15 protein-coding genes, 1 other RNA gene and 1 other annotated feature are annotated in these 16,020 nt (G+C 37.5%); of the genes, 2 read left to right on the top strand and 14 right to left on the bottom strand.

Going from position 1 to position 16,020, the window contains the following annotated elements:
* Nucleotides 1–78: 78 nt before the first annotated feature.
* The 4 genes from H9632_RS15635 to hisS form a co-directional block, all read right to left on the bottom strand.
* Nucleotides 79–840, bottom strand: coding sequence for a tRNA threonylcarbamoyladenosine dehydratase (locus H9632_RS15635; protein WP_191705003.1), 762 nt, complete (start codon nucleotides 838–840; stop codon nucleotides 79–81).
* A 194-nt stretch (nucleotides 841–1,034) separates the two neighbouring features.
* A non-coding RNA gene (gene ssrS / locus H9632_RS15630) (6S RNA) lies at nucleotides 1,035–1,235 on the bottom strand.
* A 151-nt stretch (nucleotides 1,236–1,386) separates the two neighbouring features.
* Entirely contained in the window at nucleotides 1,387–3,153 is a 1,767-nt protein-coding gene (aspS, locus tag H9632_RS15625; RefSeq protein WP_191705002.1) for an aspartate--tRNA ligase, read from the bottom strand.
* 14 nt (nucleotides 3,154–3,167) lie between these two features.
* Nucleotides 3,168–4,436 carry a histidine--tRNA ligase gene (hisS, locus tag H9632_RS15620; protein ID WP_191705001.1) on the bottom strand — a complete coding sequence of 423 codons (1,269 nt, stop codon included), beginning with the start codon at nucleotides 4,434–4,436 and terminating at the stop codon, nucleotides 3,168–3,170.
* Nucleotides 4,437–4,507: 71 nt separating this feature from the next.
* Nucleotides 4,508–4,740 (bottom strand) — a binding site (T-box leader).
* Between the two features lie 156 nt (nucleotides 4,741–4,896).
* Here hisS and H9632_RS15615 point away from each other — a divergent pair.
* On the top strand, nucleotides 4,897–6,507 hold the full coding sequence (locus H9632_RS15615) for an N-acetylmuramoyl-L-alanine amidase (protein WP_191705000.1): 1,611 nt from the start codon (nucleotides 4,897–4,899) through the stop codon (nucleotides 6,505–6,507).
* A gap of 53 nt (nucleotides 6,508–6,560) precedes the next feature.
* On the opposite strand, the gene H9632_RS15610 is transcribed toward H9632_RS15615, so the two are convergent.
* From H9632_RS15610 to H9632_RS15600, 3 genes are all read right to left on the bottom strand, one after another.
* Nucleotides 6,561–7,760, bottom strand: coding sequence for an iron-containing alcohol dehydrogenase (locus H9632_RS15610; RefSeq protein ID WP_191704999.1), 1,200 nt, complete (start codon nucleotides 7,758–7,760; stop codon nucleotides 6,561–6,563).
* Nucleotides 7,761–7,890: 130 nt separating this feature from the next.
* Nucleotides 7,891–8,673, bottom strand: coding sequence for a vWA domain-containing protein (locus H9632_RS15605; RefSeq protein WP_191704998.1), 783 nt, complete (start codon nucleotides 8,671–8,673; stop codon nucleotides 7,891–7,893).
* Nucleotides 8,674–8,850: 177 nt separating this feature from the next.
* Nucleotides 8,851–9,072 (bottom strand): phosphate-starvation-inducible protein PsiE, encoded by a 222-nt coding sequence (locus H9632_RS15600; protein WP_191704997.1) that lies wholly within the window; start codon nucleotides 9,070–9,072, stop codon nucleotides 8,851–8,853.
* A gap of 230 nt (nucleotides 9,073–9,302) precedes the next feature.
* Here H9632_RS15600 and H9632_RS15595 point away from each other — a divergent pair, with 230 nt between their 5' ends.
* A complete protein-coding gene (locus H9632_RS15595; RefSeq protein ID WP_191704996.1) occupies nucleotides 9,303–10,157 on the top strand; it encodes a hypothetical protein in 855 nt (284 codons plus the stop codon).
* A 72-nt stretch (nucleotides 10,158–10,229) separates the two neighbouring features.
* On the opposite strand, the gene H9632_RS15590 is transcribed toward H9632_RS15595, so the two are convergent.
* From H9632_RS15590 to H9632_RS15560, 7 genes are all read right to left on the bottom strand, one after another.
* Nucleotides 10,230–10,793, bottom strand: coding sequence for an NUDIX hydrolase (locus H9632_RS15590; protein ID WP_191704995.1), 564 nt, complete (start codon nucleotides 10,791–10,793; stop codon nucleotides 10,230–10,232).
* A 116-nt stretch (nucleotides 10,794–10,909) separates the two neighbouring features.
* Entirely contained in the window at nucleotides 10,910–11,338 is a 429-nt protein-coding gene (locus H9632_RS15585) for a GatB/YqeY domain-containing protein (protein ID WP_191704994.1), read from the bottom strand.
* Between the two features lie 179 nt (nucleotides 11,339–11,517).
* Nucleotides 11,518–12,171 carry a phosphate signaling complex protein PhoU gene (phoU, locus tag H9632_RS15580; RefSeq protein ID WP_191704993.1) on the bottom strand — a complete coding sequence of 218 codons (654 nt, stop codon included), beginning with the start codon at nucleotides 12,169–12,171 and terminating at the stop codon, nucleotides 11,518–11,520.
* Nucleotides 12,172–12,189: 18 nt separating this feature from the next.
* The gene (gene pstB, locus H9632_RS15575) at nucleotides 12,190–12,933 is read right to left on the bottom strand and encodes a phosphate ABC transporter ATP-binding protein PstB (RefSeq protein WP_225223881.1); all 744 of its coding nucleotides are present in this window, start codon (nucleotides 12,931–12,933) and stop codon (nucleotides 12,190–12,192) included.
* Nucleotides 12,934–13,017: 84 nt separating this feature from the next.
* Nucleotides 13,018–13,896, bottom strand: a complete 879-nt coding sequence (pstA, locus tag H9632_RS15570) for a phosphate ABC transporter permease PstA (protein ID WP_191704991.1) — start codon at nucleotides 13,894–13,896, stop codon at nucleotides 13,018–13,020.
* 1 nt (nucleotide 13,897) lies between these two features.
* Entirely contained in the window at nucleotides 13,898–14,842 is a 945-nt protein-coding gene (gene pstC, locus H9632_RS15565) for a phosphate ABC transporter permease subunit PstC (RefSeq protein WP_191704990.1), read from the bottom strand.
* A 102-nt stretch (nucleotides 14,843–14,944) separates the two neighbouring features.
* Nucleotides 14,945–15,910, bottom strand: coding sequence for a PstS family phosphate ABC transporter substrate-binding protein (locus tag H9632_RS15560; protein WP_191704989.1), 966 nt, complete (start codon nucleotides 15,908–15,910; stop codon nucleotides 14,945–14,947).
* Nucleotides 15,911–16,020: the final 110 nt, after the last annotated feature.

The following is a 16,020-nucleotide window of genomic DNA, read 5'->3' as shown; positions in this document are numbered from 1 at the left end:
ACATCTCAGTAGACATCCTTTACGAAAAAAAGCTGTGTAAAAAGTCATTTTGACTTTTTACACAGCTTTTTCCTTATACTATCCTTGAACGCGGTTAATTTCCACATCTTTTAAAATGGTATTGATTACCCAGCTTGCTGAAATTAAACCAGCAACAGATGGTACGAATGCATTTGAAGAAGGCGGTAATTTTGCTTTACGAATTTCTGCTTCAGGTTTCCCTACATATTGCGCGACATCTGGACGTACAACAATAGGTGATTCATCAGAAAACACAACTGTAATACCCTTTTTGATACCCTCTTTACGGAGCTTAGTACGGATTACTTTTGCAAGTGGATCAGTATGTGTTTTCGAAATATCGGCAATTTGGAAACGTGTTGGGTCCATCTTATTAGCTGCACCCATACTTGAGATAATTGGAATATCACGCTTTAAACATTCCTTCATAATATGAATTTTGTACATGACTGTATCGGATGCATCAATAACATAATCAATCCCCTGTGCAAAAAACTCTTCATATGTCTCTTCCGTATAGAACATATGCATATCAATTACTTCACATTCTGGGTTAATATCTGCAATGCGTTCTTTCATAACTGCTGATTTTGACTTCCCTACTGTTGATAAATACGCAACTAACTGACGGTTTACATTTGTTATATCGACATTATCTTTATCGACTAAAATTATTCGACCGATACCACTGCGTGCACATGCCTCAGCTGCAAAAGAGCCCACCCCTCCTACACCTAAAATTGCGACTGTTGTATTTTTTAATTTTTGTAAGCCCTCTGTACCGATAGCTAGCTCATTTCGTGAAAATTGATGTAACATTTAATTTTACCCCTCAATCTTTATCATTCTACTAGGCATTATAACGACAACAATTCTTATATGCAAGCAACATATTAAAAGTATTCGAGTGTTGATAAAGTTTTAATTTAATCTTCCAGTTAAATAAAATAGTGTATTTTTCAACAAAAAAAATACCCTTCTAACTTATTAGTCGAAGAGTAGAGAAATTAAATACGAATCCCAAATGTGCCGTCTTGCTAAACAACATCGTTTTGATCCCGCATGAATAGCAAGGGGGTGCACTAGTCGTAACTTTAAACGTCCCGCTCCAAATGGGGCATGTTTGCCGCTACGGTAATAAGTAGCTCCCAACGATTTAATGTTCGGTCAAAAGTGTTAAGTAACAAATTTAGCGACGAACACTTTAGGATTCGTGTTAAATAGATATTAACATCAAATTTCTGATAATTCAATTAAAATATCATTTTTAGTTCAAAATAATAAAAATGTACTATTTCACTTGAAATATTTAGAAAAACTCGACAGCTTTAAACTTCTTTTCAAGCTGTCGAGTCCTTTGTTTTATTATTTTTTCAAAGCGACGCGAAGACTTAACTCTTCTAGCTGTGCATCTGAAACTTGTGATGGAGCCTCTGTTAATAAACAGCTTGCCGTTGCTGTTTTAGGGAATGCAATTGTATCACGTAAGTTAGTGCGGCCAGCAAGTAGCATCACTAAACGGTCAAGACCCATTGCTAAACCACCATGTGGAGGAACACCGTAGTCAAACGCTTCCAATAGGAAACCAAACTGTGCACGTGCCTCTTCTTCAGAGAATCCTAGAAGTTCGAACATTTTCGCTTGTAAATCAGGCTCATAAATACGTAATGATCCCCCACCAAGCTCATAACCGTTTAATACGATATCATATGCTTGTGCACGAACTTCTTTAGGGTTTGTATTCATTAACTCTAAATCTTCATCGAATGGACGAGTGAATGGGTGGTGCGCTGCATAATAGCGACCTTCCGCCTCATCGTATTCGAATAATGGCCAATCAACAATCCATAAAAATTCGAATTTCGACTCATCGATTAAGCCTAATTCTTTTGCTAATTTTAAACGTAATGCACCAAGTGCATCTGCTACTACAGAAGATTTATCTGCAACGAATAATAATAAGTCGCCTGCTTGTGCTTCAGTTGCTTCGATAATCCCGTTCGCTGCATCACCTTCAAAGAACTTTGCGATTGGGCCATTTAAGCCTTCTTCTGTCACTTTTAACCAGGCTAAACCTTTCGCGCCATATCGTCCTGCAAATTCACCTAATGCATCAATGTCCTTACGAGAGTAATTTGCCGCCGCGCCTTTTACGTTGATTGCTTTCACTTCTCCGCCATTAACTACAGCATTTGCAAATACACCGAACGCTGAGTCTTTTACGATATGAGAAAGTTGTTTTAACTCTAATCCGAAACGTACATCTGGCTTGTCTGAACCGAAACGATCCATAGCCTCCTTATAACTCATACGTGGGAATGGCGTTACAACATCAATTCCCTTCACATCTTTCATAACTTGTGTTAAAAGACGTTCGTTCATCTCAATAATTTCATCCATTGATAAGAATGAAGTTTCGATGTCCACTTGTGTAAATTCAGGTTGACGGTCAGCACGCAAGTCCTCATCACGGAAACAACGGGCAATTTGGAAGTACTTCTCGAATCCACCTACCATTAGTAGCTGTTTAAATAACTGTGGTGATTGTGGCAACGCATAAAATTCACCGTCATGAACACGAGATGGAACTAAATAGTCACGAGCACCTTCTGGAGTCGACTTAGTTAAGATTGGTGTCTCCACTTCAAGAAAACCTTCATTTTGCAGGAAGTTACGAATCGTACGTGTTACATCTGAACGCATTTTAAATGTGTCATACATTACTGGACGACGTAAATCTAAATAACGATATTTTAAGCGTAACTCTTCCGAAACTTCAACATTGTTATCAATTGCGAACGGAGGATTCTTTGCTTCGTTAATAATTGTTAACTCAGAAGCCACCACTTCAATTTCGCCTGTTTGCATATTTTTATTTACTTGTGACGCATCACGTAAAACAACTTTACCTTTTACTTCAATTACATATTCATTACGGATTTTTTCCGCTATCTCCAATGCATCCTTCGCTTGATCACCGAAAACTACTTGTACGATTCCTTCACGGTCACGCATATCCACGAAAATTAATCCACCTAAATCACGTCGTTTTTGTACCCAACCTTTTAAAACAATTTCCTGCCCTGCTTCCGCAGCAGTTACTAAGCCACATGCATGTGTTCTTTGTGCCATTATAATTCCTCCAACTATTTGTTTTCTAAAACGTAATGTACAAGCTGACCGAATTCCAATTTCGTCTGATCACCTGTTTTCATTGCTTTTACATTTACTACTTGTTCTTCCAGCTCTGTCTCACCTAGCACAATGACAAACTTTGCTTGGGCTCTGTCAGCAGCTTTCATTTGTGCTTTCATCTTGCGGTCCAAATAATCCATATCTGCTGAAATGCCTTTTGCACGGAATGTACTTACGAGCTCTACAGCTTTTAATTTCGCCTCTTCACCCATTGCTACTACGTACATATCTAACTCATTTTCAGTAGGCAATTCAATGTTTTTCGCTTCAAGCGCCAATAATAGGCGTTCAATTGAAAGGGCAAAACCAATACCTGGTGATTCTGGTCCGCCTATATCTTCCACTAACCCGTTATAGCGGCCACCACCACAAAGTGTTGTAATTGATCCGAAACCATCTCCAGTAATCATTATTTCAAATGCTGTATGGTTATAATAATCCAAGCCGCGCACTAAGTTTGGATCCACTTCATAGGAAATCCCTAATACATCTAAATATTGTTTTACTTTAGTAAAGTATTCGGCAGATCCTTCCGTTAAATAATTCGTTAATGCCGGAGCCGTTGCCATCGCTGGATGCTTTGAATCAACTTTACAATCTAAAATGCGTAAAGGATTTTTTTCCAGACGGCTTTGACAATCACTGCAAAGCTCCCCCACTATTGGTGTGAAATGCGCGATTAATGCACTGCGGTGTGCATCACGTGTATCTTTGTCACCTAATGAATTAATAACTAATTTTAAATCTTTTAAACCGAGTGTTGTATAAACATCCATTGCAAGTGCCATTACCTCGGCATCAATTGCAGGGTCGGCTGAACCGATTGCCTCAACACCAAACTGTACAAATTGTCTGTAGCGGCCCGCTTGTTGACGTTCATAGCGAAACATTGGTCCTGTGTAATAAAGTTTTACAGGTTGGTCTACTTGACCAAACATTTTATGTTCGACATAGGCACGTACTGCCGATGCTGTGCCTTCCGGACGTAATGTTAACGAACGATTTCCCTTATCCATAAATGTGTACATTTCTTTTTGGACAATATCAGTTGTATCACCTACGCCACGTTGAAATAGCTCAGTGGATTCAAACATCGGTGTACGAATTTCGTTATAACGGTATTTATCGCATAAATCTCTAATGACACGCTCTACATACTGCCATTTTTCTGATTGACCAGGTAAAATGTCTTGTGTTCCTTTAGGTACTTTAAAATTCATGAAAAGGACTCCTCTCTTATTTGACCAAACATTCGGGGAAAATAAAAAAGCTTCCGCCCCTTGCAAAAAATGCAAGGGACGAAAGCTATTATCATCTTCCGCGGTTCCACCCTAATTGATGTATTTCTACATCCTCTCGTATTCGGATAACGGCCGATTCCGTCTTCCCCTACTAGAAATTTTTTCGAGGAAACGCCTCTCAACTGTTGTTCACCTGTTACATACTGTAGGAAAGATTACAGCCCATGTCTTTCCCTCTCTTTTCAGCATTGGCAACCGCTACTTTTTTGGTCATTGGCAATGTTACTTTTGTTAAATTAACACTAATCTTAATGATGTCATGTCAAGTTGTCAACCATTTTCAATAAAACGCTATATTTTTTGTCATATTTACTTTTATAATAGAGGAGTATATATTTTTAGCATTGTAAAAGTACAAACCAATTAAAAGGAGGAAGCTATGAATAAAAGCAAAATATTAATAGGTCTATCACTTTTATTATTATTTACAAACATTCTCCCGTATAATTTTTCCAATAACCAAGTATCGGCAAATGGCGAGCACTTATTTGTAAAAGCAGAAAAATTATATTTGCGTGAAGGTCCTGGACTTTCCTACCCTGTGCTTGAGACATTAAAAGAAGGAACAGAGTTGCTGTCGATACAAAAAGAAGGAGATTGGCAACATGTCAAATATGGTGACGTTGAAGGATGGGTTGCAGCATGGCTAGTCAAATCAGTCGAAAGTAAATCGGCTGCTAAATCCGAAAAAACGGTCATTGCTCAAGTAAATGATTTAAATCTTCGTGCTGGTCCGTCATTATCTTCTTCGGTATTAACAAAGCTTTCTTCCGGGACGGAGAGTAAATTTTTACATCAAGAACAAGATTGGATTCAAATTCAAAATGGAGAACTGGTCGGTTGGGTATTTGAAAAATATGTGACGATTAAAGAAGAGACGATATTGGAAACACCCTCTACACCTTCGAACACCAACAATGAAGAGTCGAGTGTATCACCTCAGCAATTTGATCCAAATACATTCACCATTAATGTAAATGCCGTAAACATTCGGAAAAAACCTGATTTAACCGCAAAAAAACTTGGCGTGGCAACAAATGGCCAGCAATTTAAAGTAATTAGCCGGGATCATAACTGGGTTGAAATTGAATATAAAAAAGGAGATAAGGGTTGGATTTATAGCTTTTATGGAACATTTACAAAACAGCTGAAATCTGAACAATCTTCTGAAAAAGAACAAGAAGAGGCGAATAACTTTGTCACAGTAATTTATAACGGGACAAATTTACGTGAATCTGCATCCACTTCTTCAAATGTCGCGACTCGTGCAGATGCTGGTAATACATATCCGATTGTGGGAAATGAAGGCGATTGGTATAAAATCGAATTAAATGATGGGAGAACAGCCTATGTTGCAAACTGGGTTGTAACTGAGAGTAGTGCAACAGGCCAAACTTATCAAAACAATACAAAACAGTTAGAAGATCGAAAAAAAGGGACTTTAAAAGGCGTAACGATCGTACTGGATGCCGGTCATGGCGGAAATGATCGTGGGACTACAGGAGCTCGTGGGACAGATGAAAAAGATATTAACATCATGACAACAGAATTGCTCAGATCTAAACTGCAAGCTGCTGGTGCAAATGTTGTGATGACACGTGAGTCCGATGTGTTTGTCGACTTGCGAAAACGTGTCGCTGTTTCGCATCAGACAAATGCCGATGCATTCATCAGCATTCACTATGATGCAATTGAAGATAGTTCTGTTAGTGGCTTTACAACTTATTATACGAATAGCTATCAGCAGGAACTTGCCGAATATGTTCATGCAGGACTCGCATCCAAAGTTGACCTTAAAGACCGCGGAGCACGCTTTGGTGATTATTTAGTATTGCGTGAAAACCGTCAAAACGCTATTTTATTGGAGCTAGGCTATTTAAGTAATCCATCTGAAGAACGAGCAATTACTACAGATTACTACCGAGAACAAGCAACACTTGGAATTTATCAAGGTTTACTCAACTACTTTGATGCCCAACTTGAACAATAAGAAAAATGAGCTGTGTTATAAGTCCAAATTGACTTTAACACAGCCCTTTTTAATTATTCCTGGATTATTTGATACAAATAAAACAATTCATCTTCATTTAAAATTCGTGGGACAGGATACAACGGATTCGCCTCCTGTATAGCACGCTCGACCATTAATGGCACATCTCGGTTGGTGATTCCCTTTATTTTCGAAGGTATATTCATTTTTAGATTTAATGCTTCAATCTCCTCTATAAATAGCTGAGCTTTTCTTTCGTCATTATCATTAATATTCCCGATTCCTACAATATTGGCAAGTTCGGCTAATGGCTTTGTTGCACTATCCCCGTAAAAACGCAGGACATGCGGTAAAATTACAGCATTTGCAAAGCCGTGGGGAATTTGATAAAAGCCACCTAACGTATGCGCGATTGCATGAACATAACCAACATAGGCGCGTGTAAATGCAAGCCCTGCTAAATAAGAGGCGCGTTGCATTTCAGCCCTCGCTTTCATATCGGACCCATCCTCATATGCCCTTAACAAGTGCTTAAAAATAAGAATAACAGCTTCTCTGGCATATTTTCTTGTTTCTTCAGTATTGCTTTTTCCTATATAGGCTTCTACAGCATGTGTTAATGCGTCCATTCCTGTTGTAGAAGTGATGTGTGGCGGTAAATTAACAGTCAATACAGGATCTAGAACAGCATAATGCGGTACAAGTACAGGATCCATAATGGCAAACTTTTCATGTGTATCACTATTTGAAACAACTGCTGCAATCGTTCCCTCACTTCCAGTACCGGCCGTTGTAGGAACTGCAAAGAAGGGCGGTATTTCTTTTCTTACTTTAAATAAGCCTTTTAAATCAGGAATAGATTTTGTAGGTTGTGCGATACGAGCCGCGACCGCTTTTGCACAATCTATCGGCGATCCCCCTCCAAAGGCAATAATCCCCTCACAATCATGCAAATAATAAAGTGCCAATGCTTCCTCAATATTAGTGAATGTCGGGTTTGGCACAGTTTTACTGTAGATGACGTACTCAATATTTTGCTCATGCAGTTCTACTAATAATGAATCCATCAATTGGAGCTTATTAATCCCTTCATCTGTAATAATCAGGACAGTCTTCAAATTTAACTTCTGGATAAGTACCGGTAATTTCAATATACTGTTTTCGCCTTGCAGTAAATCAGGCTTTCTCCAGTTCATCAGCTTCATACCAATACGCATCGAACTTTGAAATGTTCTACAATAAGCTGTATACATCGTAACACTCCATTTCTCTCTATTTATGTACCCCTCCATTTAATATTCCGCATATCTGCTGGAAATTCCTTGCTTCACATAAAAATACCCAAATAAAAACGAACCCATTTCGGATTCGTCATTTCAATACTTATTCATTTGCAAAAAATACTTTATCTGCAAATGGTATAGGCTGTACTTCAAAGTCAGTTTCACTCATTGCTATAACAGATATATCTATGGACAGTTCGCGTAAACGCTCCGTGAAATCCGATTCAATTAATGGTTGGAAATCGTTAAACTGATTGTCCGTAATGATCATTAAATCGCGTTGATTATTGATTTTGTCCTGGTCAAATAGATCAAGTGCCTTCTGTAAAGCTGGGACAATTTGTGCATTACCATTTAAATGTTTGTATAAGAAGCGTTCAAACAATGTAATCTGCAGAGCTCCCTTTTTAAAGATAAGAGGTTCAGCTATTGTATGACTAAACGGAAGAATAATTAGATCCCTCTTTTGCAAAGCACAAAGGTTAAACAAGGGCAGAATTGTTCCTTTACTAAAGCTTTCATACTCACTCATTGAGTCAGATTGCTGTACAATCACAATCATAGGTGAGTATAGATTTTCCATTTCATCAAAAGGAACGTACAATACATTTCCACACGTTACTGTTCGATTCTTCAGTAATAGTTTTTGCTGTTCTTGTGGAAATAAAAAGTCCTTATCCTGTATTTTGGGCAGCGTTGCCTCTACTTCTTCAATCATTTCTTCAAGAGCAATGGAAATTTCAACTACTTCTTTAAACAATGGTTCATGCTTAAATTTAGCTAAAAGTATTTGTTGCTGCTCTTCTTCTAAAGCCTGAAATGATGCATTACGATATAGAAAATGAAGAATTTCATCTGTTAAAACAGTCCTATCATTTGTCATGCGAAACTCCTCCACCTGTTTTTCAAATCAATATCGATAGTATAGCGAAAAATAAAATGAAAAAGTAGTAATTTTAACTGACAAAGTCCAACTAACTTGTGTTAAGAACAATGCAAATTTGAATAAAAAAACGACATCCATAATTAAGGATGCCGTACCATACCGTTTAGTATGTAATTATAATTTTTGAGTTAAACCGTGTAATGTATCTTTTAACTCGCGGTCATGGTTTGAAAGCTCTACTAGGTTAGCTAAGCGTTCATGCAAAATTGGACGCTCAATTACCAATTGCTCATCTAACACTTGAACTAATAATTCAAGAAGCATACGATTTTGAACTAATAATGCTTCTTCCACACGATCAGGATTAATTGTATATTCTTTCACTTTTTTTGCCATTTAAAAACAGCCTCCCTTTTGTTTATACAACGTTATTTTAGCATATGTAGTTTGATTTTGTGAATTTTTTTCAAAATCATAGAGCCATTCAGACATTTTTAGTAATTTTACAGCAAACAATACATAGGCAAATTATTCCTTATGATATTTATACATGTGTTATAATTATTTTTACCTATTAAATAGGCATTTCTATTAATCAGCATTAGCTCGATGAAAGGAAGATTGATTTGCTACCAAATATTTCTCAAGTGGACTACGAAATTCGGTTAGTGACACAGTTACTAGCCATCCGTTTTTTACGTCCATTTAACGGAAAGCTGGCAACTTCCCGTGCCATATCAGACGATACGTATGGCTTTGTAACAGAAGATAGCTTATGCCGGGATTGGTTATTATCCATTTATAAAAGTTATTCATTTTATGATGGTTTTGAGACAATGGAAGATTGTCTATCATACATCTACTCGACGAGCTATGACAACGAATTATATCGTATCGTTAAATTTTATAATCAATATTATGCTGTTGTTTATGAAAATTCGCAGCACCAACAAGTAATTGGAAAAGATATTTCCTATTATGCGAAAAATAATCTTTTTTTATGTTCAAAACGTCCTCCATCAAACTTAATGGTAAGAAATCGCAGTAAATCAACACCTATTCCAATCATATATTATGAATTGAATGCCTTCGATCCCACAATAACAATATACAAATTATTAAACAATCATCCAACAGGTTATATCGAAGTTCCTAATGATGATAATATTGAGTATGCGGTATTGCTGGGAATAACCTTTAAAGATGTTTGGTATCGATGTGATACCCCACACGCCATCGCTCATAATCGCGCTATTTTAAATCTCTATTTTATGAAGGGCCATAATTTGACTTTATTTGGAAAATATTCGAAAGCAATTGCGATTAATCCCTTCCAGCGTCTCATCTATTTTCAAAAAGGAAGAATTGAACCATTCCAAATGGATGTAGAGGATTATCGAAATCAGCAACGGTTACTACCCTATCGTGAAGTTCGCAGATTCCAGGAATTCCTAAGAACTAGACCTGTTGATTTAATTTAAAACCGTCATACAATGGCACGGTATAGAAAAAGATGTGCTGATTGTATGAACAATCAACACATCTATTTGCATTTAACCTTCTATTTTTTTAACTTTTTCAATTATCTTTTCATAAATCGGTATCATATGCTGCTCCGAACATTTTTGAGCTACTTCATCGATGGCAATCCATCCTACCGCGCTATTTTCATCTGGTTTTGATTTAAGAGATGCGTCATCCGCAACTTCAAACACATATGTTGCATTAAAATGCAAATGCGCAGCGACATATTTCCCATTTTTCATATGTCCGATAACCGGTAATATATCTAGGGAAATCATTTCTTTTTGAATAGGCTTTACTTCTGTAAGTCCTGCTTCTTCCATAAGTTCCTTTTTTGCTACATTAAATAGATTCGGGTCCCCATCTGCATGACCGCCAGTCCACCCCCATGAGTTGTAAATATTATGGTAAACCATTAAAACATGTGTACGGGCAGGATTAAATACAAAGGCTGAAGCAGTAAAGTGCAGCACTTCATTATTTCGTGTAAGTACATCCGATAAAGTTACCATTGCACGCAACATAATATCCTTATCTGTTTCTTCCTGTTCATTAAAAGGTACGTATAATTGTATTTGATCATGTAAATTCAAAATGATTTTCCCCCTATCAGTTTCCCTTTTTTATATTGTAAGGGATGGAAATATAAAAACATAGCGAAAAGGAGCGCCTAAAATAAAACTTTAGACACTCCAACATATAATTCAAATTAAGAAATCAGTGATTTTACAACTTTTGAAATTGTTGCGCCATCTGCTTTGCCGTCCAATAATGGCTTTGCAATTTTCATTGCATCCCCCATATTCATGCCAGTTACAATACCGGCTGCCTGAAGTTCTGCGACAATCTCTTCTTCAGTTAGCTGTTTTGGTAAGAAGCTTTTTAAGATCACTAATTTTGCTTCTTCTTTTTCGATTAAGTCTGCACGGTCCGCTTGCTTTGCCCCGTCCAGTGACTGATTCGTCTGTTTAATCTCACGGTTAATGATTGCCGTTTCCTCTAGCGGTGTTAATTCAGAGCCTTTTTCTTTTTCGGCTGAATCCAATGCAGATTTTACAAGTGTTAAGACACCTTTAGCCAATGTGTCCTTATTTTTCATTGCTAGTTTTAACTGATCAAATACAATTGTTTTTAACATGTTTCAGACTCCTTTGAATTTATAAGCATAACAGACGCTTATCGTATTACCTTTATTGTAACATGTATCCAAGTAATACATGAATTATTTAGCTATGAATTGCAGGATAAAACTCTATTCCTGACTATTTTCTGCATAAAAAGAAAAGTATAAGAAGTCACCCCCCTATACTTTAAAAATTAGTTATTCAATTCATAGTGCTTGCCTTTTAAGAGATAGAATAAATGCTCTGCAATATTTGTCGCGTGGTCTGCTGAGCGTTCGATGCAACGGCATACATAAGATAAGCTCGTTATTTGTGACACCTGCTCATTGGAAACCGTTAATTTCATTAAATTACTGATTGTATTGCCGGTCAACTCATCAACCTCGTCATCAAGCTGTGCAATTTCTTTTGCTTTTGTCGTATTTTCTTCCAAAAATGCCTCGACAATTTGACGTAACATTAATATCGATTTATGGAACATTTCCTCAATTGGCTCAATACTCGATACAAATGGTTCTTTTCCGATTCGAATTGTTTCCTTTGCAATATTTACCGCATGATCTCCTATGCGTTCCATATCGGTAGCTGCTTTAATTACTACGATTAATCTTCGTAAATCCGTAGCAACAGGCTGTTGCTTTGCTATAAGTAAAATAACACGGTCATTAATTGTTTCTTCCAACCGATTAATTTTTAAATCCGTCTTTATTACCTGAAGAGCTAAATCAATATCTTTGTTAACAAACGCTTTAAATGCAGTTTGCAACGAATCTATACTTAAATCACAAATTTCCATTAAATCTTGTTGTACCGCAATTAAATCATGTTCAAATCGCTCCCGAATCATATTCACAAAACCCCTTCCCTATCCAAATCGACCTGATATATAATCTTCTGTACGCTGATCTGACGGCGTCGAGAAAATCGTATCTGTTTGATCAAATTCAATCACTTCTCCATTTAGGAAGAATGCAGTTTTATCCGAAATACGAGCAGCTTGTTGCATATTATGTGTGACAATTACAATCGAATATTGTTCTTTCATTTCCTGCACAAGTTCCTCTACTTTCAAAGTCGAAATTGGATCAAGCGCTGACGTCGGTTCATCCATTAAAATTACATCAGGTTCAATTGCTAAACACCGCGCGATACAAATACGCTGCTGTTGACCACCCGATAAACCATATGCATTTTCGTTTAAACGGTCTTTCACTTCATCCCAGATGGCTGCCCCCCGTAATGACTTTTCCACAATTTCATCTAAAATTTTCTTGTTTTTAATACCGTGGATCCGCGGACCGTAAGCGATGTTATCATAAATCGATTTTGGAAATGGGTTTGGCTTTTGGAAAACCATGCCGACTTTTGTTCGTAGTTCTTCCACCTCATAACCATTTGCAAAAATATTACGTCCTCTATAACTAATTTCACCCGCTGTACGTACGATAGGTACAAGTTCCACCATGCGATTTAAAGCTTTGATATACGTAGATTTCCCACAGCCTGAAGGACCGATAATGGCTGTCACTTCATTCTCCTGCATATTTAAATTAATATCTTTTAAAGCATGGTTACTCCCGTACCATAAGTTAAAATTATTTGATTGCATAACAATGGATTTACTATTAATTTCATGCACAGCATGCCTCGTTCCATTAAATTCAGTTAAAATTTGTACCATTCCATTTCACTCCTAGTAACGTTTTTGGAACTTATTTCGAATAAAGATTGCTATCGAGTTCATCGTCAATAGCACAACCATCAATACGATAATGCCTGCTGATGCAACATATTGAAATGCTTCCTGTGGACGCTTTGCCCAGTCAAAAATTTGCATCGGCAATGCCGTAAAAGTATCCAGGTAGCCAGTCGGCAAAAATTGTAAAATTACTGGGATTCCAATTACGACTAATGGGGCCGTTTCCCCAATTGCACGGGATAATGCCAAAATACTACCTGTCAAAATACCAGGAATCGCCGCTGGAATTATAACACGGACAATAGTTTGCCACTTTGTCGCTCCCATTCCAAATGAAGCTTCCCGCTGCTCGTTCGGTACTGCTCGGATCGCTTCTTGAGCCGCTACAATAATAACCGGCAGTATTAATAAACTCATCGTCAACCCAGCCGCTAAAATACTTTTTTCAAAACCAAACAATCGTACGAAAATTGTCAATCCAAGTAAACCGAATACAATGGAAGGGACACCCGCTAAATTGGAAATATTCATTCGTATAAAATCATTTAGTTTATTTTGCTTCGCATATTCTTCCAAGTAAATGGCTGTACTCACGCCTAAAATAATTGATACAGGTGCCACAACACTCATTAGCCAGAGTGAACCGATTAAAGCGGCTTTAATTCCTGCATTTTCAGGGATTCGAGAAGCAAAGTTTGTAATGAACTCCCAATCCAAAAAGCCTATTCCTTGCGATATAATCCGATACAGCAGCATCCCTAATGACACAAGAGCAAAGCTTGTGGCAATAAAAAAAATGAACTTCCACACTTTATTTGAAATGAGACGTTTATTCATTCGCTTCATGACTAGGTCTTCCTGTATATAGCGCATTTTAATACTCCTCTCTGAAGCGTTTTGAAATGTAGGATGCAAGTAGATTCATCATCAATGTAAATATAAATAATGTGAATCCTACTGCATAGATCGAGTAGTAAATTGTCGTTCCGTAACCTGCATCACCTGTAGTTACTTGAACAATATAGGCTGTCATAGTTTGAATGGAATCTGTAAACCCAAAGTCGAATTTTGGTGTAGATCCGCCTGCTAAGGAAACAATCATTGTTTCTCCTATTGCGCGGGAAATACCCAGTACAATGGAAGCGATAATACCGGATAATGCTGCAGGCAATACAATTTTAATTGCTACCTCGAACTTTGTTGCACCTAAACCTAACGCTCCTTCACGAATTGAACGGGGTACCGAGCTCATCGCATCTTCTGACATTGACGTAATCATTGGTAGAATCATAATGCCCACTACAATGCCTGGACTGATTGCATTGAAAATTTTAAGGTTCGGAATAAGTGCTTGCAAAATTGGCGTAATAAACGTTAAAGCAAAGAAACCGTAAACAATTGTCGGAACGCCTGCAAGCACCTCCAAAATAGGTTTAATGATTTTTCGTACACGCTCTGAAGCATATTCACTTAAATAAATTGCTGCACCTAAACCAAATGGAATTGCTACTAAAACAGCGATAAATGTAATTTTAAAAGTCCCTATTATTAACGGCAAGATTCCATACAACGGCTCTTTTCCCGAGAATGGTAGCCACTCTGTACCAAATAAATAGTCCATAATCGACACACGCGTGAAAAACTCTATCGTTTCAAAAATTAATGTAAATACAATCCCAAACGTTGTAAGAACCGAAATCGTCGCTGCCAAAAATAACCCTATCGGCACTAACTTTTCAATTACTTTCTTTCCTTTGCGATTGCGCGAACGCTCGATTAATTGTTGGACACTTGCTTGCTCCTGTTGTTTAAGAGCCATGAGCGAAAACTCCTTCCAAAATTCAATGATACATTTTACTGTTTATTTTCATCAAAAAACGTGAGGGGCATGAGAGCCACCCCACACTATTTCTCACTTCTCTTATTTTAAGCCTTCCAATACTTCTAAACTCTCATCATACTTTTCGGACGGTAAACTTACATAGCCAACAACTTCCGCCATTTCTCCGGCATTCTCTAAAGTAAACTTAATGAAATCATAAGTTGCTTCATTATCTTTTATCGCACTGTTTTTCACGTAAATGAACAGTGGACGGGACAATGGAGAATAGTCACCAGTTTCAATTGTGTCATTCGTAGGTTCGACACCATTCACAGTAACAACTTGCAATTTATCCTTGTTTTCCAGGTAATATGCATAACCGAAGTAACCGATCGCATTTTTATCTGCTGTTACGCCTTGGACCAATACATTGTCATCTTCAGATAATGTTGCAGATTTTACAATGTCTTCCCCATCTAAAATAACTTCATCAAAGTAATCATAAGTTCCTGAATCGGAGCCCGGTGAATAGAAAACAATTTCTTCTGCCGGCCAAGATGAATCGATATCAGACCATTTTTTTGTAGTTCCGTCCTCAATCCAAATTTGCTTTAATTGATCAACCGTTAAATCTTTTGCCCATGTATTTTCCGGGTGTACTACGACCGATAAACCATCGTAAGCCAATTCAAATTCCGTGTATTCAACACCCGCATTTTTAAGCTCTTCCACTTCCGAATCTTTAATTGGACGGGAAGCGTTAGAGAAGTCCGTTTCTCCATTAATGAATTTTTCGAATCCGCCGCCTGTACCGGATACACCAACTGCTACACGTACATCTTTTTGTACTGCTGCGTATTCTTCAACTAACGCTTCTGTAATTGGAGCTACTGTTGACGAGCCATCGCCTACTACATTACCTGATATTTGTGCACTTCCTGACTCAGCCTGTTCTGTTTGCGTTTCTGCTGATGTAGAAGATTCATCTTTTTCCCCGCCACATGCTCCTAAAAGAATTGCTGAACTAAGTAAAGCTGTTGATGTTAAGTACTGCCACTTTTTCATTTGTAATTCCTCCGCTTGTTTTAAAAATGTTTTTTCTTACAATTCCAACTATAATGAAAATTTGTTGAGCAAATATATTCCATTCGTTAATTGACCGTAAAGCTTTGTAA

Origin of the sequence: Solibacillus merdavium, assembly GCF_014836935.1 — a bacterium.
Classification (GTDB): domain Bacteria; phylum Bacillota; class Bacilli; order Bacillales_A; family Planococcaceae; genus Solibacillus; species Solibacillus ferritrahens.
This window is presented reverse-complemented; position numbering and strand designations above follow the sequence as displayed.

Excerpts from the sequence above, each read along its gene's own strand:
- H9632_RS15635 (WP_191705003.1), bottom strand. The coding sequence starts at position 840 with ATGTTACATCAATTTTCACGAAATGAGCTAGCTATCGGTACAGAGGGC.
- aspS (WP_191705002.1), bottom strand. The coding sequence starts at position 3,153 with ATGGCACAAAGAACACATGCATGTGGCTTAGTAACTGCTGCGGAAGCA.
- hisS (WP_191705001.1), bottom strand. The coding sequence starts at position 4,436 with ATGAATTTTAAAGTACCTAAAGGAACACAAGACATTTTACCTGGTCAA.
- H9632_RS15615 (WP_191705000.1), top strand. The coding sequence starts at position 4,897 with ATGAATAAAAGCAAAATATTAATAGGTCTATCACTTTTATTATTATTT.
- H9632_RS15610 (WP_191704999.1), bottom strand. The coding sequence starts at position 7,760 with ATGTATACAGCTTATTGTAGAACATTTCAAAGTTCGATGCGTATTGGT.
- H9632_RS15605 (WP_191704998.1), bottom strand. The coding sequence starts at position 8,673 with ATGACAAATGATAGGACTGTTTTAACAGATGAAATTCTTCATTTTCTA.
- H9632_RS15600 (WP_191704997.1), bottom strand. The coding sequence starts at position 9,072 with ATGGCAAAAAAAGTGAAAGAATATACAATTAATCCTGATCGTGTGGAA.
- H9632_RS15585 (WP_191704994.1), bottom strand. The coding sequence starts at position 11,338 with ATGTTAAAAACAATTGTATTTGATCAGTTAAAACTAGCAATGAAAAAT.
- phoU (WP_191704993.1), bottom strand. The coding sequence starts at position 12,171 with ATGATTCGGGAGCGATTTGAACATGATTTAATTGCGGTACAACAAGAT.
- pstB (WP_225223881.1), bottom strand. The coding sequence starts at position 12,933 with ATGCAATCAAATAATTTTAACTTATGGTACGGGAGTAACCATGCTTTA.
- pstA (WP_191704991.1), bottom strand. The coding sequence starts at position 13,896 with ATGCGCTATATACAGGAAGACCTAGTCATGAAGCGAATGAATAAACGT.
- pstC (WP_191704990.1), bottom strand. The coding sequence starts at position 14,842 with ATGGCTCTTAAACAACAGGAGCAAGCAAGTGTCCAACAATTAATCGAG.
- H9632_RS15560 (WP_191704989.1), bottom strand. The coding sequence starts at position 15,910 with ATGAAAAAGTGGCAGTACTTAACATCAACAGCTTTACTTAGTTCAGCA.